This is a genomic window from Clostridium sp. HGF2 (assembly GCF_964240115.1).
In the GTDB taxonomy this organism is placed as follows: domain Bacteria; phylum Bacillota_I; class Bacilli_A; order Erysipelotrichales; family Erysipelotrichaceae; genus Clostridium_AQ; species Clostridium_AQ innocuum.
Genome location: NZ_CAXSSO010000001.1, coordinates 1 through 19032 on the forward strand (window position 1 = coordinate 1; position 19032 = coordinate 19032).

The 19032-nt window shown below is 42.0% G+C and carries 15 protein-coding genes; 12 read left to right on the plus strand and 3 right to left on the minus strand.

Annotation, left to right across the window (positions count from 1 at the left end; genetic code table 11):
- The first annotated feature begins 158 nt into the window (after nucleotides 1-158).
- The 3 genes from ACESPQ_RS00005 (at nucleotide 159) to ACESPQ_RS00015 (ending at nucleotide 3561) form a co-directional block, all read left to right on the plus strand.
- Nucleotides 159-641: a hypothetical protein gene (locus tag ACESPQ_RS00005; RefSeq protein WP_002606452.1), complete on the plus strand. Its 483-nt coding sequence runs from the start codon at nucleotides 159-161 to the stop codon at nucleotides 639-641.
- Between the two features lie 25 nt (nucleotides 642-666).
- The gene (locus tag ACESPQ_RS00010) at nucleotides 667-1317 is read left to right on the plus strand and encodes a ketohydroxyglutarate aldolase (protein ID WP_002606451.1); all 651 of its coding nucleotides are present in this window, start codon (nucleotides 667-669) and stop codon (nucleotides 1315-1317) included.
- A gap of 168 nt (nucleotides 1318-1485) precedes the next feature.
- On the plus strand, nucleotides 1486-3561 hold the full coding sequence (locus tag ACESPQ_RS00015) for a BglG family transcription antiterminator (protein WP_002606450.1): 2076 nt from the start codon (nucleotides 1486-1488) through the stop codon (nucleotides 3559-3561).
- Nucleotides 3562-3724: 163 nt separating this feature from the next.
- On the opposite strand, the gene ACESPQ_RS00020 is transcribed toward ACESPQ_RS00015, so the two are convergent.
- A complete protein-coding gene (locus ACESPQ_RS00020) occupies nucleotides 3725-4603 on the minus strand; it encodes an aminoglycoside 6-adenylyltransferase (RefSeq protein WP_373143730.1) in 879 nt (292 codons plus the stop codon).
- A gap of 322 nt (nucleotides 4604-4925) precedes the next feature.
- On the opposite strand from ACESPQ_RS00020, the gene ACESPQ_RS00025 reads away from it, so the two are divergent.
- From ACESPQ_RS00025 to ACESPQ_RS00040, 4 genes are all read left to right on the plus strand, one after another.
- On the plus strand, nucleotides 4926-5390 hold the full coding sequence (locus tag ACESPQ_RS00025) for an S-ribosylhomocysteine lyase (RefSeq protein ID WP_002606448.1): 465 nt from the start codon (nucleotides 4926-4928) through the stop codon (nucleotides 5388-5390).
- A gap of 56 nt (nucleotides 5391-5446) precedes the next feature.
- A complete protein-coding gene (locus ACESPQ_RS00030) occupies nucleotides 5447-6796 on the plus strand; it encodes an MATE family efflux transporter (protein ID WP_257335056.1) in 1350 nt (449 codons plus the stop codon).
- A 100-nt stretch (nucleotides 6797-6896) separates the two neighbouring features.
- Entirely contained in the window at nucleotides 6897-7358 is a 462-nt protein-coding gene (locus ACESPQ_RS00035; protein WP_257316139.1) for a GHKL domain-containing protein, read from the plus strand.
- 278 nt (nucleotides 7359-7636) lie between these two features.
- Nucleotides 7637-8920, plus strand: coding sequence for an ATP-binding protein (locus ACESPQ_RS00040; protein ID WP_233105366.1), 1284 nt, complete (start codon nucleotides 7637-7639; stop codon nucleotides 8918-8920).
- Between the two features lie 454 nt (nucleotides 8921-9374).
- Here ACESPQ_RS00040 and ACESPQ_RS00045 read toward each other — a convergent pair whose 3' ends face one another.
- The gene (locus tag ACESPQ_RS00045; protein WP_002606444.1) at nucleotides 9375-9932 is read right to left on the minus strand and encodes a chromate transporter; all 558 of its coding nucleotides are present in this window, start codon (nucleotides 9930-9932) and stop codon (nucleotides 9375-9377) included.
- Nucleotides 9929-10477 carry a chromate transporter gene (locus tag ACESPQ_RS00050; RefSeq protein ID WP_002606443.1) on the minus strand — a complete coding sequence of 183 codons (549 nt, stop codon included), beginning with the start codon at nucleotides 10475-10477 and terminating at the stop codon, nucleotides 9929-9931. The genes ACESPQ_RS00045 and ACESPQ_RS00050 overlap by 4 nt, the downstream gene beginning before the upstream one ends.
- Nucleotides 10478-10620: 143 nt before the next feature.
- On the opposite strand from ACESPQ_RS00050, the gene ACESPQ_RS00055 reads away from it, so the two are divergent.
- From ACESPQ_RS00055 to ACESPQ_RS00075, 5 genes are all read left to right on the plus strand, one after another.
- Nucleotides 10621-12222 (plus strand): gamma-glutamyltransferase family protein, encoded by a 1602-nt coding sequence (locus ACESPQ_RS00055; protein ID WP_257320483.1) that lies wholly within the window; start codon nucleotides 10621-10623, stop codon nucleotides 12220-12222.
- Nucleotides 12223-12253: 31 nt separating this feature from the next.
- Nucleotides 12254-12952, plus strand: a complete 699-nt coding sequence (locus ACESPQ_RS00060; protein WP_002606441.1) for a LytR/AlgR family response regulator transcription factor — start codon at nucleotides 12254-12256, stop codon at nucleotides 12950-12952.
- Between the two features lie 896 nt (nucleotides 12953-13848).
- Nucleotides 13849-15111, plus strand: a complete 1263-nt coding sequence (locus ACESPQ_RS00065; RefSeq protein WP_009588429.1) for a sensor histidine kinase — start codon at nucleotides 13849-13851, stop codon at nucleotides 15109-15111.
- A gap of 146 nt (nucleotides 15112-15257) precedes the next feature.
- Nucleotides 15258-15815, plus strand: coding sequence for an accessory gene regulator ArgB-like protein (locus tag ACESPQ_RS00070; RefSeq protein ID WP_002606439.1), 558 nt, complete (start codon nucleotides 15258-15260; stop codon nucleotides 15813-15815).
- A 305-nt stretch (nucleotides 15816-16120) separates the two neighbouring features.
- Nucleotides 16121-18991 carry a sigma 54-interacting transcriptional regulator gene (locus ACESPQ_RS00075; RefSeq protein ID WP_373143732.1) on the plus strand — a complete coding sequence of 957 codons (2871 nt, stop codon included), beginning with the start codon at nucleotides 16121-16123 and terminating at the stop codon, nucleotides 18989-18991.
- The last annotated feature ends 41 nt before the right edge of the window (nucleotides 18992-19032 follow it).

The window sequence follows — 19032 nt, forward strand, 5'->3', positions numbered from 1 at the left end:
CCGGTTGTCATGAAGCGTGCGGCAGAGCTGGCAGGGATTGCGGAAATCGGACCGGCAAGAAAGCCGGTACTGGAATGCAGTGCACAGGATGATGAAAAAATCAAAGAGATGCTGCAGTATTACCATCTCATATAATAACACGGGAAAGGATGATGGATATGAAGGAATACATCGTACGGGAAGATAGAGGAAAGCTGCTACTGTATACGCTGCTGAATCTGTGCTTAACCATATTGCTTATGCTGCTGACAATCTATGTTTACGGTTCCGGACATTTCCTGCTTGCGTTCTTAAGCATCACAGGTCTCTGGTTTTCTGTAAAAGCCATGTACCGTTATGGCTTTCGGCTTGTCAAAAACACCCCGGTATGTGAATTTAAACGCGACGAGGTGATTCTTCCGGCACTTCCCAAAGAGCAGCGGCACATGAAATATAGGGATATTCGTGCGGTAAAAATTCTTCGCAGCAGCAGCTCTGTCAAGCTCTTTTTCTCAGGAGATCATGTGACGCACCCCTCCGGCTGGCAATACGCAGGGGCGGTCTATCTCTTTCAGAGAAAGAAGCTGAATGATGTACAGAAGTATGCCATGGACTGCCTTCATACCCATCACATATCCTGCGAGGTTGTACAAAAGGCATAAAGCTAAAACAACAGGAGGTACGTATATGCAGAAAGCAGAGCTAACAAAACGCATAGCGGAAACAGGCGCTATGGCAATCGTTCGTGTCGAAACGATAGAGCGGGGAATAGAAATCGCAAACGGATGTCTGGAAGGGGGCGTCAGCTGTCTTGAAATCAGTTATACGCTGCCCAATGCAGGTGAGGTGATTCAGGCTCTGCGTGAGACATTTCAGGATCGTCTGATCATCGGAGCAGGAACCGTGCTTGACAGTGAAACAGCCAGACATGCCATCCTTCACAATGCGCAGTTTATCATAGCACCGAATTTTTCTAGGGAGGTTGCCGTTATGTGCAACCGGTATCAGATTCCCTATGCGCCGGGCTGCACGACATTAACGGAAGCACTTCAGGCTCTGGAAGCAGGGGCAGCCTTTATCAAGGCGTTTCCGATTTCCGATTTCTATGGTCCCAGACTGGTATCCGTATTCAAGACGCCGATTCCCTATATGCCGATTCTTGCGAGCGGTGGAATTGATCTGAAAAATCTGAAGGATTATGTGCTGCGTGGTGTGGACTGCTGCGGCTTCGGCTCACTTCTCACAAAAGGCAGCCGGGAAGAAATCGCAGCCAATGCACGCTCAATCAGAACGCTGATTGATGAAGCAAGACTGGAAATGCAAACTACGGCGGGATAACGTTTTAAAAGCCATTATGATACAATGAAAGGCGTATGATGAGCTGCGCCTTTTTTTGAGTTCAAAATTTGTGCGTATACAAAACAAAACTTGTACCGAAAACACTTTGTCAGTGATACCGTTTTCAGATAAAATCTAGTTGTAAGCATCATATGGGGAGGTATGTGTATGGATAATGAACTCATGGCACTCATGCAGGTGCTGTCCAATAAGCCTTATCTCACTCTGAAGGATATCGAAGTAAGTGCCGGCATTACCCGTCGTCAGGCAACCTATCGTATTGAAAAGGTGAACGATCTGCTGCGGCAGCATCATGCGCCCATCATTACCATTGGAACAGCGAAGGAAATTCGATTGGATTCCAAAGCACGGCAGAAGCTTGAGGAGCTGCTTCAGGAGATGAATCAAAGCAGCCAGTATTACATGAACAAAAAGGAACGTCAGATCTATATGTATCTGATGCTGTTTATGAACAGTGAGTATCTGTCATTGAGTGATTTCATTGATTCTCTCGGTGTGAGCAGAAGCACGGTGCTGCTGGATTTCAAGGAACTGACACAAATGCTGGAGGAGCGCGGCATCCGGGTGAGAAACAACCGGACCAAGGGCTATTATCTGATTGGCTCCGAAATGGAAATCCGCAGAATGATGATGAAGTATGTCATTTATACACTTGCCGAGGAACAGAGTGCTAAAATCTTCGATGTCTTCATCGACGATTTCAATCTGGATATTTTTGATTATTCACGGCTGGTGATCACGGAGCTTGCACAGCGGCATAACATTCGGTTTGTAGAAGACCGTCTGGTGGAGTTTATTTATATTTTTATTTTTCTGAAGGCACGTATGCAGAGTGGAAAAAACACAGAGGAGGAAATCCATGCGTTGCTGGATATGGAAGCAATATCCTCGATGAAGGAATATGAGTTTACGGTGGAGCTGTTAAAGAATTACAAGAACACTGACAATATTACAAATACGGATATCAATTATATCTCCTCGTGGATACTGGGAATTTCCTTTGGCGATATCAATGAGGAGACCAAGGATTGTATACTGATCTCCGATATCATCGGAAAAATCATGACCCGTTTTGAATATCTGAGCGGAGCCCATTACCGCAATACCGAGGAAATCTTCATTCAGCTGTATTCTCATTTTCGACCGGCCTATTACCGTCTGCTCTGCCGTCTGCCGATATTCAATCCACTGTGTGACAAGGTGAGGGAGGAATACCGGGAGCTGTATCAGCTTGTGGAGGAAACCATGAAGCCGTTTCATGTGATTTTCGGTGGAGATATTCCGGCAGGAGAGATTGCATATCTGACCATGCATTTTGCTTCCATTTATTCCGATCAGAAAGCGTTTGAAATAGCGAAGCAGAAGACTGCACTGGTGGTGTGTTCCAATGGAATCGGCAGCTCTGCCATTCTTTATAACGAGCTTACCGGTATGTTTCCCGAGCTGCATTTTTTGCCACCGCTGGAAACCTCGCATATCCATGACGTCAAAGAGCATGTGGATATCATATTTTCCACAAGCTATGTTTCTTTGGGTGCGGGTATCCATGCGCCTGTCATTCGGGTAAGTCCGGTCATGTCCATCGCAGAGCGCTATCAGGTAATGCGCGAGGTCTACATGCAGATGGGAAGCCATTTTTTAAAGCAGCCCAATGTTGATGTCGTGATGGGGATCGTAGCAAAATATGCGAATATCCAGAATGAGCATGCATTGTACAATGAGCTGATTACGTATTTCTCTCATATTGACACGACTACACAGGAGGAACGTGTCCTGCATCTTGCGGATATGGTCAAGCCTGAGCTGATCCGTCTGCATATGGATGCCGATAACTGGGAGGAGGCTGTGCGGAAAGCCTATGAGCCGATGGTACAGCATGGCTATATCACGCAGAATTATGTGGAGGAAACCATTAGCAGCGTAAGGATCGTAGGGCCGTATATCGTTATCACAAAGCATGTGGCGCTGCCGCATGTGAAGCCGGAAGCTGGGGCGTTGTCCGTTGCACTTGGGGTTGGCGTATTAAACAGCGCGATCGAATTTGGAAACCGTGACAATGACCCGGTAAAATATATTTTCAGCCTGAGTGCTACAGATAATCAGACGCATTTGTGCGCCATGGCGGAGCTTCTGGAGATGTTTAATAAGCAGGAATTCTTCGATATGCTGGATCAGGCGGAAAACAGCGATCAGGTTATGGTGTATTTAAAAGAAAATCAATAGTGAAAAGCAGGGCGGTGATTCTACAGATCATCGTCCTGTGTATTTGTCTTGAGGAAGCCTCGAAGTGTTATGTCTGAGATTTATTTTCGCTTCTATATCATACGTTCTGCGCTTCCCTTATATCCTGTTTTCTTGTTTGCAGCGTGCCGTATTCTTAAAAGAATTAGCGCTGCATGTATTCCTGCAGTTCTTTAGCACCCCTTGGCAGAAAATAGACATCCTTCAGATACTTCATACTGTTTAATGCCTCCCGTGCATTGTAGGTCAGATCAAGCTGACATCCTATTTCTATAGCTGTTTCATGAAACTGCTCACACATTGTAAACACCGCCTGCCACAGCGCCTCACTCTCAGCTTTTGCGTAGGTTGCCAGAAAGGTCTGATATACAGCATCTGGCAGCAGCTGTTCCATATATTTTCCGCATTTTCCGGCACTGATTTGAAAGTTATAGGAAATGCCGATTTTCCATTCCAATAGACGTTTCAGCATGGGTCGCAGGGTAAACTCAATAACATCCAGTGCATAGGGGAGCTCATTTCGTTTTAATCCCTTCGCGGCATTATTCAAACACCACCAGTATTCATTGCAGGTACAGGAAAACTGCTGTTGTGAAGGCTTTTGAATCCAGTATTGCTGAAGTGCTTTTTTACTTGGCTGCGGGAGGATTCCATCCTTGTCAAGCAGTATTTGATAGGCTTCCAGGTGCGTCTTTGCATAATCCTGTGTGCAGACATGAAGATCAATCCGGTTTCCGTCCCTCAACTGCATAAGCCACCCGTAACAGTTTTCTTTATCCCCTGGATCATAGACACTGTCTTCCGGATACTGCATATAAAGCCGTTCACCGAAACGATCAATCCAGCTGTTATCTTTTTGAAAGGAAGCTGTTTCTTTTACGATATATACGACATCATAATCCTGAAACATATCCCTGGGCACATCCGGGTTCACACGGGAGCCTTCCAGGTAAGCCGCCCGTATCCTATCATCCTGCGCAGCTGTGTTGATCAGCAGCTTCATTATTTCGTCTTCTGTTCTCATGAATGTTCACCTTGTCCACTGGCAGCACGGTGGGATAGCATTATAGCTGTATTTTGCTCATCCATGTGGTGCACCGCTTTCCTATTCTATATGTATTATAACGTGAAAACAGAAAATATATATGCTTTTTCAGGAAGGAAGTTACCGAATGCTTTTAAACCAGATGTGAATAGAGAAGAATATATTATAAAATCTGACAGTGCATGACTACGCAAAACGCTTAACAGAGAAAGAAATAACTTGCTGTTGCCGTTTCTACAAAGGATTCAGCTGGACAGTCTTGTTTTATCCCTTTATAATGGAACATAGAGGTGAATATAACATGGAAAAAATTACAAGCTTTTGTATTGATCATGACATACTGGAAAAAGGAATGTATATATCAAGAATCGATGGAGATATTATTACCTATGACCTTAGAATGGTGAAGCCAAACTGCGGTACGTATCTGGATAACGATGGTCTTCATACCTTTGAGCATCTGTTCGCTACCTATGTAAGAAATTCGGTATACAGTGATGCAGTCATTTATGCCGGGCCGATGGGTTGTAGAACAGGCTTCTATTTTCTAACGAGAGATTCTATCAGTAAGGCGCAGGCGGTACAGCTGGTTAAGGATACGATGGCGTTCATTGCGGGATTTGAGGGAGATATCCCAGGTGCACAGGAGTCTAAGGAGTGTGGCAATTATCTGGATCATGATCTTGCCAAGGCGAAGGCCTATGCAAAGGCTTATGGTCAGGTGATGAAGGACTGGAACGAGGAACAGCTCGTTTATCCACAATAAATCAGTGGTTTCAGACTGGATTGGTCTGAAGCCTTTCTTTTGAAAGAGGGTGACGTATGAAAACACGTATCAATTTGCTGGAGGGAAACATTCTTCCTGCATTAAGCGCGCTGGCATTGCCAATCATGGCAACCAGTCTGATCCAGATGGCCTATAATCTGATCGACATGATATGGATTGGAAAAATCGGTGCAAGTGCTGTTGCGTCCGTTGGTGCAGCCGGTATGTTTATGTGGCTGTCCAACGGTCTGGCGACATTGGCGAAGATGGGTGGTCAGATTAAGGTCGGCCATGCGCTGGGGGCGCAGAAGAAGGAGGATGCGGCGTCCTATGCACAGAGCTCGATTCAGATGGGAATTGTATTTGCCATCGGCTTCGGTATTCTGTCTATTGTGTTTGCGGATGAGATGATCGGCTTCTTTCAGCTGAACAGCGCACAGGTCATACAGGATGCAAAGCTGTATCTGATGATTACCTGCGGTCTGGTCATATTTTCTTTTATGAATCAGATATTCACCGGGATTCTGACAGCGATGGGGAACAGCAGAACCTCCTTTATCGCTACCGGTATCGGGCTTGTTTTGAATATCGTGCTGGATCCGCTGTTTATTTTCGGCTTTGGTGCAATTCCTCCAATGGGTGTTGCGGGGGCTGCAATTGCGACAGTTCTTGCACAGCTGGTGGTTATGCTGTTGTTTCTGCATACCATACTACGGGATACGGTCTTGTTCAGTAATGTCCATATACTGCATTCTTATTCTTCACAGCATACCATGGAAATTTTCCGTATCGGGCTACCTTCCGCTGTGCAAAGTATGCTGTTTTCTGGCATTTCCATGGTCATTGCAAGATTGATTGCAGGCTGGGGAGATGCTGCCGTGGCAGTCCAGAAGGTAGGCTCGCAAATCGAATCCATATCCTGGATGACTGCGGAAGGCTATGCGGCGGCTTTGAACAGCTTTGTGGCTCAGAACCATGGTGCGAAAAATACAGATAGAATCCGGGAGGGGTATCGGCTCTCCATGATTGTCATGCTGTCCTGGGGTGTGTTCTGTTCTCTTGTTCTGATTGTTTTTCCACAGCTCATCTTTCAGGTCTTTATTCAGGAAGCAGAGGTGTTGCCAATGGGGGTGGATTATCTTCGTATTCTTGGTGTTTCCCAGTTGTTTATGTGTATGGAAATCACAACAGCTGGTGCCTTCAGCGGACTTGGGAAAACGCTGCCTCCATCCATTGTAAGTATCACGTTAACCGGCGCACGAATACCGATGGCGATATTGCTGGGAAGGTGGCTGGGGCTGAATGGCGTCTGGTGGGCAATTACGATTAGTTCGATCGGGAAAGGTATCGTATTGCTGGGGTGGTTCTTAAAGGATATGAAGAGAGCAGGTATGCCAGAGAGGTAATCATTGTGTTAGAATTTGAAAGTTAAAAAATCATTTCATTATGCTAGAATCAACGATTAAGGTTGATGATGAGCTGGCATTAAAATATTTGCAGGATATTATGGGAAAGATGGAAATTATAGATGTTCTTTCAACATCAAATATGTATTTGAATTATCTGATACATTCAAAAGTAGAAAAAATAAAATCACTAAATATTGATTTAACGTGTGGTTTTAAAAATACGCTGGATTTTCTGAATCTTTTTGAATTGACAACGATCCTGGGAAATCTGATTGATAATGCTATAGAGGCTCAAAAATACGTAGAAAATAAAAGGTTTATAAAGCTTTCAACAATAAAAAAAGCGGACAGGGTTAGGCTTATTATAGAAAATAGCTGTAATATAGAAGAAATCCATATGGATAATCAGAAGCTTATTACAAGTAAAGAAGATAAAGAAAATCACGGAATCGGCTTTAACCGTGTTTGTGAAGTGGTGAAGGAGAAAAATGGCATTATTACAAGAACTGTTAATCATAAAATATTTACAGTGGAAATTGTATTGCCAATCGAATCGTAAAAGTGAAGCTGGTAAAAAAGGTAACTGATTATTGCAGTTGATGGGATAAGTCTTATTAAGAGATTGTTGAAGGATAGCTTAATAATCATAAACAGCTATGTTAGAATGATAACAAGGGTGAAAATGGTTTTACCTTCATAAAATCATAAAAATTTATTATTTTATGTACACAAAAATAAAAATAATTATAATTTTATGTTCATAAAAAAATGTCACAGGGTTGGCGTTTGCATTCAAATGTAGTATACTACTATTATAGGAGTGATGCTATGTATCGAATGATAGAAGAAAATTTCTTAAAGTGGAAAAAGCAGGAAAATCATAAACCTTTACTTATATCTGGATCAAGACAGGTGGGAAAGACATACAGCATACTTAATTTTGCTAAAAAACACTACCTATCTTATGTATATATTAACTTTGAAAGAGATGATGATATCAGAGCTTTTTTTGAACAGACATCGAAACCGGAAGAAATCATGATGAATCTGCAGGTTTTCTTCCCTGAAGCAGATTGGAAGGCTAAAGAAATTTTAGTTATATTGGATGAAATACAGGCGTGTCCCCAGGCGTTGACATCCATCAAATTTCTAGGTACAGAAACACCTTATGATTACATTTTGAGCGGCAGTCTGCTGGGAGTAGCTGTGAATCGTACTTCCTCCTATCCTGTAGGCTATGTGGAATCCATGGAAATGCAACCAATGGGATTTATGGAATTTTTATATGCTGTTGGCTTAAAAGCTGAACATATTTCCTACCTTAAGGAATGTTATACAGAAAAGCGAAGAGTAAATGAAGGTATTCATAAAGAATATATGAAGCACTTCAGAAATTACATAATAACCGGGGGTATGCCGGAAGCGGTGAAAACCTTTGTGGAAACCGAGGATTTTGTAAAGACAAGAAATATTCAGCAGCAAATAGTAGAAGGCTACTATCGGGATATGGCAAAATACGCAGATGCATCAGAAAAAATAAGAACACATGAATGTTTTCGTTCCATTCCTCTGCAGCTCGCAAAAGAAAATAAGAAGTTTCAATATAAGCTCGTGAGAAAGGGAGGACAGGCAGCGCATTTTGAAAACAGCCTGCAGTGGCTGAAAGACAGCGGGACTATTTCATTTTGTTACCGGCTGCAATGTATCGATGTACCGATGGAGGCCTATAAGGAATCTTCTGTATATAAGATATATATGAGTGATACTGGCTTATTACTCTCTCAGTTCAAAGAAAATGTGATGCAGGATATTCTGAAGAATGAGTTAGGTGTATATAAGGGAGCAATCTATGAAAACATTGTGGCGCAGATGCTGACATTCAATAAATACAGTTTGCATTATTTTGAACCGTCTTCTCATTCAGAGATAGATTTCATTATTGAACAGGATTGCGGTATTGTACCTATTGAAGTGAAAAGCTCCATGAACACAAGGGCAAGAAGTCTAAAAGCGTATATAGATAAGTATGAGCCGAAAAGAGCATTACGCTTTTCTATCAGAAATTTAAATATATCTGAAAGGATAGAGGATTACCCGTTATATATGCTGATGTTTCTTTAATAAACTTTTATTCTATATAAGATTGAGCTTAGCACGATTAAAAGTTCAATCTTTTTGAATATAAGATAGATATAGCTTTTACTGCTAACACAAATCATGAGCGGAGAATCTATTTCGAGATTATAATGCTTAAGATATTTTCGGTGTAAATATCTTATCCGACAATATCTATCACCGTTATTGTTGGATATCCTTCCGTTTTTATGATAGGAAATCTATCTGTTAATAAGGAACAGAGATAGATTAGACATGGGTGAAGTATAGTAAAAAAGAGGTGTTTCACACAATGCGAAAGACCCCTTCTTTTTCTGATGAATATGGATAAAATATCGTTGAAATCTATAAGTTCACTTTCTTTGATATAAATTAAAATATTAGCGATTTTACGATTTTCAATCGTTTTGAATATGAAATAATTTGTTGCAAATATAGGGAGCGAAGCTTCCCATATATTCTACAGCTGAAACAGTATACCCACAGCGGCGGAAGCAGCAATGCACAAAATTGGATGCCATTTGCGTTTATTCGATAAATAATAGATAACGGCAAACAGCAGGATACACGGCCATTTGACCATTTCCATGAAATTTTCACTATCCTGAAATAAAGCAGCGATGAAAATCGTTATACCGGCAGAGGCGATGAGTGCAGTGACTGCTGGACGAATACCGTAGAAAACGGATTTCACCAGCTCACTGTCCTTAAACTTCTTCAGAAACTGCGCAACGATACAGATCACGATGATGCTTGGCGCAACAAGCCCAAGCGTCGCAACGATACCACCCAGCACACCATTGATATGATAACCGGTGTAGGTTGCCATATTGATACCGATTGCACCCGGTGTTGATTCACTCACAGCAATCATGTCGGTCAGCATATCTGCAGTAAACCAGTGATATTTATTCATCATTTCCGTAAGAAACGGTATGGTAGCCAGACCACCTCCAAGGGCAAACAGTCCGGTTTTGAAAAATTCGTAGAAGGCAAGCAGCAATAACTCCAGATTCATTCCTTCACCTCCCTGCGGCGAAGTGCACAGACAATCACACCGAGTAATGCGGCGATGATAACAACAAGGACGGTTGATACGCTGGTAAAGGTGATTGCAGCTAGGACAACGGCAAATAACAAGATGCCGAAGGTATCCTTAATGCCGCTTTTCCAGAGCTTGACTACAGCGTTTAAAACAAGAACACAAACCGCGACACGGATACCTGCTAAAGCATGCTGAACCATAGCAAGTGAGGAATAGGTGGTAAGCACAGAGGCAATCAGCAGAATAATGATGATGCTTGGCGTAACAACACCCAGCGTTGCGATAATAGCACCAAGGATTCCTTTCTCATAAAAGCCGATAAACGTTGCCGTGTTCACCATGATGATTCCCGGTGTACACTGCGCAACCGCATAGTAATCCATAATTTCCTCTTCTGTGGCCCAATGCTTTTTATCCACAATTTCCTTCTGTATCAGCGGCAGCATGGCATAGCCTCCACCAAAGGTAAAGGCTCCGATCCGCATAAAGACAGAAAACAGTTCCCAGTAAATTTTCATAAACACCCTCATTTCCATATAAAGAATACCCATATTATACAAAAAACAAACATAAATACAAGAACTGTGGGGTATTTTCCCCTGGTTTTGGGATTGTAAGAGAAAGCGCTACACTATATAATAATACATATGGAGGTTTACTTATGTTCAATATATATCATCAGCCCTATACCAGAGGCCGCTATCCCACAATAGCCGCAAACGGTGTTGTTGCTACCGGAAACAATCTTGCTGCTGCAGCGGGATTGCAGATTATGCGAGAGGGTGGCAATGCCATTGATGCCGCGATTGCGACAGCCGCAACACTTACCGTTGTTGAGCCTACAGCAAACGGTATCGGTTCCGATGCCTTCGCCATTGTGTGGTACAAGGATGCCATGTACGGTTTAAACAGCTCAGGCTGTGCACCTATGGAAATTTCAATAGAAAAACTGAAGGAACAGGGTATCACGGAAATGCCGAAGCATGGATGGACACCGGTAACGGTACCGGGAGCACCCAAGGCGTGGGCGGAATTAAGCCGCCGGTTTGGAAAGCTGCCCTTTGCGCAGGTACTCGCACCTGCGATCACCTACGCCCGTGACGGATATCCGGTACCGCCGGATCTTTCCAGAATGTGGAAGATGGCTGTCAGAAGCTATACGGATAAAAAGGATGATCCGGTATTTGCACAATGGTTTCAGACATTCACCTTTCAGGGAATGGCACCGGAGGTAGGACAGCTGGTAAAGCTTCCGGATCATGCGAAAACATTGGAGAAAATAGCGGAAACACAGGCAGCCGCCTTATATGAAGGAGAGCTTGCACAGCGTATAGAAGAAGACAGTATCGCACACGGCGGATACCTGCGGAAAAAGGATCTGCAGCAGCATAAGGCAATATGGGTGGATCCGGTTTCAGTACATTATCACGGCTATGATGTTTGGGAGCTGCCGCCTAACGGACAGGGAATCGTTGCATTGATGGCATTGAATATATTAAAGGAATTCCAGTTTGCACAGCGTGATGAGGAAATGTTTCATCATCAGTTTGAAGCGATGAAAATGGCATTTGCAGACGGCTTGCATCATATTACAGATGCCCAATATATGAAAACCGGGGTACAAAGCCTGTTACATGCAGCCTATGGCAGAGAGCGTTCGCGGGAAATCGAAGCTTTTGCCAAACAGCCTGCGGTCCACATGCCGCCGAAAAGCGGTACCGTATATTTATGTACAGCAGACAGCGAAGGAAATATGGTATCCTTCATTCAAAGCAATTATATGGGCTTTGGCAGTGGGGTTGTAGTAAAGGACACAGGAATCGCCCTTCAAAACCGCGGACATGATTTCTCTTTGAATCGTAATCATGTCAATGCTCTTGTTCCCGGAAAGCGTACCTACCATACCATCATTCCCGGATTTCTTACAAGGAATGGAAAAGCAGTTGGTCCATTCGGCGTCATGGGCGGCTATATGCAGCCCCAGGGACATGTGCAGGTGGTTATGAATATGATTGATTTCCATCTGAATCCACAGCAGGCACTGGATGCACCCCGCTGGCAGTGGGTGAAGGATAAAAAATTTATCATAGAGGACAGCTTTGATACCAACATTGCAAGAAAGCTGCAGGAGCGTGGTCATCAGCTTCAGGTTGATTTGGAGACTGCCGGCTTCGGACGCGGGCAGATTATTGTGCGGCTTGATAATGGAACATTTATGGCAGGAAGTGAGTCAAGAACCGACAGCAGCATTGCCTGCTGGTAATGGCAATAAAAGAAAAGACAGGGGAATATATATGCAGACTGTTTACCATATAGCATTACTGGATGATGAACCATGCTATACAAATATGATTCGTGATAAAATTGAGGCCTTTGGATTAGAGGAACAGCTTTTCATCGATACGTATAATAATGTAAATGATTTTTTGAGAAGTAAACATATATATGACATACTTCTGCTGGATATCGAAATGCCGGGCATGGATGGGATTCATCTGGCAAAGTATATTGCCAATGAACGGACACTGGTGATCTATGTAACGAATTATGCAGATCGTATGGAGGATGCATTTGGAATCAACGTATTCCGCTATGTTCTGAAATCCAAAATAGATGAAAAGCTGAAGAGAACGCTGCAGGATGCTTTTGAGTTTTTACAGGATAACGCTGATTTTAAGATACGTACTGATGGCGGTTATGAGATGCTTGCACAAAAGGATATCATTTATATGGAGTATTTCTCTAAGGACGTCTATGCATATACCAAGGATCGTGAATACATATTTCGCATGTATTCCATGGAACGCATGATGAAAGAATTAAACAGCCGCTTCGTTCAGATCAATCGTGCCAATATTGTGAACATCGAATATATCCGCTCCATTCGCGGGTTTGAACTGCATGTAAAGGGTATTGATCGCGTACTGAAGATCAGCAGGCGGCGTAAGAACGAAATTATGGATGCTTTATTTCAAATGACGACAAAGCTATGATGCCGTCATTTTTTACTTTCAAATCATGAACACGGCAAGGATCGCTGACAAGAACATGAGGTGATTACTATGATTGGAATAAGTGGTGCCAGGTTACTCTTAAATAAAAAGGTGATTTTAAAATTCCTATTTTGAGGATACCTGTTGTATTTTTATAGCCGCTTGTGCTGCACTGTAAATACGAAAAAAAGGAGGGGCTGTCCCATGAAAACAAGTATGAAAACCATAATGATGATGTATGTATCACAACTGCAAAAGCCCCGGCCTTTCTGCATGTCTGTTTATTAGCGGTGTTTTTTCATATCCATGTCGTATGATGATACAAGGCACCCTTTTCTATTACATGAGTTCCTTGACTGCCGATTATCGGCGGACATTGTATACACGGTTCCAAATGTAGTGAATATAACAGCAGTATAAGAGGTCCACCAAATTATACTTCAGAAGCAATTAAATGTACTTAAGAAAGCATGGTATGTCTTTTCAATTATTGTGTTTATCATAATCAGATCCCTTCTTATATTCTTATACAAATATGTATTTCATAACATATCCTGGAATTAAATTGTTTGAAATAGCATCTATAGAGGACAGTAAGATAACAGCACTGTACCTGCTATAGGTGCTTTTTGCGTAAATTCCATGGAATGGAATAAATAGAAATTACAGATGGTGTGTTTTTATGAAAAACAGGAGGGATTACCATGACCATTGAATACAAAAAAAAAGGCCATTCATGCAAATAGTATACCGAAAATCCGTTATATTGTAGTATAATAATGGTAGGAAGGGGGAAGGGAAAAGGTATCTCAATCAAGAGAAATAGAAAAATTAAATTTTACATGACATCATACAGGCCTTCTTATATAATAGTTGTGCAGGAAAAGAGTGATGTTATGAATGAATTTATGGAATATGTGTATTGTTTAATTTATATTGTAGGAATAGCCTTCTGCGTTATCAGAGTAAACAATGATGTAAAATGGAATACTCGTACGGTGCTGCTGATTATTGGATACAGCTATATCAATATGCTTGTTACCAATAATATTGATGTATCTGATATCATGTTTTTAGTATCCAACATGTTCTCTACTCTTCCGGATTTTTTGTTTATCTGTGTATTATGCAGAAAAATAAAACTGTTGAATCTATTTTATCTATTGTTTTATACGGTTTCGTTCATGACCTTTATAGAAATATTTATGTATGCTCATATCCATTTATTCAACGGGGCATTTGATGCAACCTTTGTACCCGGGATATTGCGCACCGCTTCCATTATGTTTGCTAATGTCTGTGCAGCAATAGCATTTCAGATACCAGTATATCTGTATCGTAGATTTTTCGTCGTATTATCAAAAAAACAATTGCTTCCATTTGTTTTTCTACAAATTTTTTTCATGCTTGTCCTTATGATGTACATGAGGGAGTTGGAGCTTTATCCAAAGGATCTCGCTATGTTCTTTGTATTTCTGCTCATGGTAGTGCAGACATTGACCGTAGATTTCATCTTTGTTCGATTCTGGCTGCTTGCTCAGGAGAAGAGTGAAATCGAACTGACGGAGCTTTCTAGAAATATACAAAATCAATATATGCATGATTTACAAGAGGAACAGGAGAAAAACAGAGAGCTTCGCCACGATATGAGAAATCATATTGAGATACTGGAAAGCATTCATCATGACCGTGATTTTTTGAATTATCTGGATCGTGTAAGAAAAGATGTAGATGAACTGGGACAACGTATTAAGACAGGGAATATGTTTCTGGATGCATGTCTGAATACGAAAATTGAATCAAATAATGATATACAGTTTGAGGTCAGTGCATTTGTAAATGACGAAATAGGTATTGAGGATAAGGATATGTGTGCTCTTGTATTCAATATGCTGGATAATGCCATTGATGCCGCTAGGGGTAGTGAACATAAGAAGGTGGACATAAAGTTAATGATACATAACGATTCTCTGATTATTGAGGTTACCAATTCAACTGTTCAAGCACCGGATTTTCATTCCAGAAAAGGAACTGGACATGGGTATGGAATGAAAATCATTGAGCGTATTGCAGCTCAATATGAAGGTATGGTGAAATATGATTATGATGAACAAAGCCATACGGTAAGTGTGCACTGTCTGATGCCTCTTCCAAAATAAGAAAGGTTGGTAAATTTATATGAAATTTGAAATTAAGAAAAAACTTATCGATTATGCATTAAAAAATGTATCAAACACATCAGTTTTTGGACATTTTATGCCAAAGCCTTTTACCTATAAAAAGGAATCTGTGAAATCACAGAAGCATGGAAACAATAAGTAGAAGGCTGAGCATATTTCTTGCAAAACGAGGTCTGATTGAAGAGGATGAGGTGGATATCATCCGCTTTGCCCTTGAACTTCTTCTTACACAGGGAATACAGATTGTCAGTATGCTCATACTGGGATACTTCCTGCAGTTTTTCTGGGAAACGGTGCTTTACCTGTGCATGCTGCTTTTCCTGAAACGTTATACTGGCGGTTATCATGCAAAAACATATGGACGCTGCTATCTGATAACGATGATTATCTATCTGCTGGTGTTACTCTGTGTGGAGTATCTGAATATATACAGTCTGCTGGTCTTTCTTCCTGCCGGACTTGGTATTTTCATTTATTTCGGCCCGTGTCTTAGCTATAAGACGATGCTGGAACGTAGAAAGCAGCAGCTGCATCTGAAGCTTTCTCTGGCTCTGTGTCTTGTTTTGCTGCTGCTGTTTTTGGGAGTCCATGAATTTCGCTATACGATAGAAATTGCAGCTATTCTGTTTTTTACCGCGGTGATGATGCTGCCGGTATTCTGGAAAAAGTCAAAAACAATCTGATGAAAAAGGTCTGGTATGTCATGATGACGATCAGATCTTTTTGTAATATCTTTGGCAGCTTCACCATACATGTCAAATACTAAGAAAGCTCAGTACAAAACGTTGATCTTTATAAAAATAAATATTCGCAATGATAAATTAGAAAGATGGGAACGACTGTTTGCCATATACATAGTTTCCGATTTCATGGATTGTTGTATTGGTACTATTTTTTGTATAATATCCGTTGTATAATACAAAGGAAACACGTAATATGTATAAAAGTAAGGGGAATGAAAGGGGAAACAGAATAGAGGGAGATTATAATGAATTACACGATAAAGGAATTGATTGAAAAAGAGGATAGGAAAAATCCATATACGGATGAGCAGCTCGCAAAGCTTTGCAATATGAGTCGTGAGGAAGTTACACTTCTGCGTCAGGAACAGGGAATCTTAGACTCCCGGGAGCGGAGAAGGCAGATATTACTTCCAGAGGTTAAGGAAATATTGCAGGCAAACGAAAAAATATCAGACCGGAAGCTTACAGCGATACTGAATGATCGGGGATATCAGATATCGCGATTTATTGCTAGAGCAGTCCGTGATGAGCTAGAGCCCAAAGCGAAAAAAGAGGAACGCCTGCAAATGGATCCGGATCGTGATTTTGAACAGCTGATTGGTTATGACGGCAGTATGAAGCGGCAGATTTCCCAGGCACAGGCTGCTGTTCTTTATCCGCCAAGAGGTCTTCATACGCTGATCCATGGCCCCAGTGGTGTTGGAAAAAGCCAGTTGGCCGAAGCCATGTATCACTTCGCCATTCATGTGGGTACCATACAGAAGGATAGTCCGCTGGTGATATTCAACTGTGCAGATTATGCGGATAATTCAGAGCTCTTACTCTCACAGCTGTTCGGTTATGTGAAGGGAGCCTTTACCGGTGCGGATCATGAGAAATCAGGGCTTGTGGAAAAAGCCGATGGAGGTATTCTGTTTCTGGATGAGGTACACCGTCTGCCAAGCGAAGGCCAGGAAATGCTGTTCTATCTGATTGATAAGGGGATGTATCGAAAGCTGGGGGAAACAGATAATACAAGAACGGCAAGACTTCTTATCATTGCTGCCACTACGGAGGATCTGGATTCCTATCTTCTGACAACCTTTCGACGCAGAATTCCCATGCTGATCGATTTGCCGCCATTGAGCGAGCGCCCGCTTCTGGAACGTCTTATGATTATCAAAGTCTTTCTGTTTCAGGAAGCTCTGCGAATACAGCAGAATATTATTTTGGAAAGGGATGCTTTGCGGCTTTTACTGAATTATCCGTGTCCGGGCAATATCGGACAGCTGCGAAGTGATATTCAGGTGGCCTGTGCCCGAAGCTTCTTAAAGCATATTACATATGGGGATGAACAGCTGATCATAGCGCTGGATGATTTGCCACCCCATGTAGGTAATCTCGCGCTTAATACCGCATCACGTGAATCCCGGAAGCTGTGTGAAAGTGATTTATTTGTTTCCTGCACAAAACCAAGAGAACAGAGTGCGCATATGGGACCGAATATCTATCAATTCATAGAAGAAAAATACGAAGCCCTTTTAAATGAGGGATGTACTGAACATGAGGTTTATCAGACACTTGGAAAAGAACTGGATACAGAGATGGACAATCTGTTCAATAAAATAAAATATCAGCAGGTTGATCGAAAAAATCTGGAAGAGGTTGTGGGTAATCGTATTATTCAATCCGTACAGAAATCAGTTGATATCGCCAGGATTAGTATGCAGGATATCAGTCCCAATATACTCTCGCCCCTTTGTCTGCATGTGAGCGCAAGCTATGAACGTATGAAATGTGGAAAACGTATTATGAATCCACAGCTTGAAAAAATAAAAAAAGAGTATCCGCTGGAATTTGCCACTGCACGAAAAATGTGTATGCAGTATCATGAGGATTTCATGATAGAGCTGCCGGAGGATGAGATAGCGTTTATCGCCATGTATCTTAAAACCTTTACCAAAAAGAAGAAAGAGGAAAGCAGAGGGAAAATTGGAATCATCGTTTTAACACATGGCAATGTCGGTATCGAAATGGTGGAGGTCGCCAATCAGCTACTGAATGCTAGCTTTGCAGTTGGACTTCGCTGTGCCTTGGATGAACCAAGCAGTCATGCCCTGCAGCGGACACAGCATGCAGTGGAACAGCTTGATGAAGGCAGGGGCTGTTTAATTCTCACAGATATGGGATCACTGGTAACATTCGGACAGATTATCACACAGCGCACAGGAATTGACACCCGTACGATCTCCCGTGTAGACACGGTAATGGTCATAGAGGCGATTCGCAGAGCAATTCTGGAAGAAACAACACTTGATGAATTGGAACAGGCATTGAATATGGAAAAGGAAATCAATTTCCACGGTAATCTGGAGCTTGAAGAAAAGGAAACTGTGATTGTTTCCATTTGTCTGACAGGTAAGGGCAGCGCGGTCCTCATCCAGTCAAAAATACAAAAGCTGCTACAGGAGCATAACCTGACAATCCGAATACTGACACTGGGGGTCATCAGCGAAAACGGAATTGAATTTGAACTGGACCACCTTGCACGCAACTATCATATTCTTGCGATACTGGGAAACTTTCAGATAGAGTATCATCAGATACCATTTTTGTCCACGAATGAAATTCTCAATGGAACTGCACAGGAGCTGCTAAGCATCATAAAAAATAACAGGCAGCCCGGAAAGACTGTGAATTGCCTGCAGGAGCTTCTTGATGAGGATATCATACTCTGTCACGTACAGGATGCTTTATGTAAAAATGATATTCTGGAAAAGCTGGTAGACCTGCTCGTTAAAAAGGAACATGTATCTGAGGAATATCTGCTGGATGTATACAAACGGGAGGCAATGGGCGCAACCATTATGGGAAAGGCAGCTATCCCGCATGGTTTTACAGAACATGTCACAAAACCTGCCATTGCTATTCTGACCCTGCAGGATGCAATATTATGGGAGGATGACTTTGAAACGAATATCATTTTGATGCCGGCACTGCAGGAAGAGAGTATTGCATACACGCAGGAATTGTTCTCCATATGCAGCGATTCAACGCTGATTCAGGCACTTTCGGCTTGTCAGAAGCCGCAGGAAATCATAAGGCTGATAGCCACTTACACAAAACCGTCCAATTAGTTGGCACGGTTTTTGCTATTTTATGGGTGAAGGATAAAACA

Coding starts and splice junctions, on each gene's coding strand:
- ACESPQ_RS00005 (WP_002606452.1), top strand. CDS start 159: ATGAAGGAATACATCGTACGGGAAGATAGAGGAAAGCTGCTACTGTAT.
- ACESPQ_RS00010 (WP_002606451.1), top strand. CDS start 667: ATGCAGAAAGCAGAGCTAACAAAACGCATAGCGGAAACAGGCGCTATG.
- ACESPQ_RS00015 (WP_002606450.1), top strand. CDS start 1,486: ATGGATAATGAACTCATGGCACTCATGCAGGTGCTGTCCAATAAGCCT.
- ACESPQ_RS00020 (WP_373143730.1), bottom strand. CDS start 4,603: ATGAGAACAGAAGACGAAATAATGAAGCTGCTGATCAACACAGCTGCG.
- ACESPQ_RS00025 (WP_002606448.1), top strand. CDS start 4,926: ATGGAAAAAATTACAAGCTTTTGTATTGATCATGACATACTGGAAAAA.
- ACESPQ_RS00030 (WP_257335056.1), top strand. CDS start 5,447: ATGAAAACACGTATCAATTTGCTGGAGGGAAACATTCTTCCTGCATTA.
- ACESPQ_RS00035 (WP_257316139.1), top strand. CDS start 6,897: ATGGGAAAGATGGAAATTATAGATGTTCTTTCAACATCAAATATGTAT.
- ACESPQ_RS00040 (WP_233105366.1), top strand. CDS start 7,637: ATGATAGAAGAAAATTTCTTAAAGTGGAAAAAGCAGGAAAATCATAAA.
- ACESPQ_RS00045 (WP_002606444.1), bottom strand. CDS start 9,932: ATGAATCTGGAGTTATTGCTGCTTGCCTTCTACGAATTTTTCAAAACC.
- ACESPQ_RS00050 (WP_002606443.1), bottom strand. CDS start 10,477: ATGAAAATTTACTGGGAACTGTTTTCTGTCTTTATGCGGATCGGAGCC.
- ACESPQ_RS00055 (WP_257320483.1), top strand. CDS start 10,621: ATGTTCAATATATATCATCAGCCCTATACCAGAGGCCGCTATCCCACA.
- ACESPQ_RS00060 (WP_002606441.1), top strand. CDS start 12,254: ATGCAGACTGTTTACCATATAGCATTACTGGATGATGAACCATGCTAT.
- ACESPQ_RS00065 (WP_009588429.1), top strand. CDS start 13,849: ATGAATGAATTTATGGAATATGTGTATTGTTTAATTTATATTGTAGGA.
- ACESPQ_RS00070 (WP_002606439.1), top strand. CDS start 15,258: ATGGAAACAATAAGTAGAAGGCTGAGCATATTTCTTGCAAAACGAGGT.
- ACESPQ_RS00075 (WP_373143732.1), top strand. CDS start 16,121: ATGAATTACACGATAAAGGAATTGATTGAAAAAGAGGATAGGAAAAAT.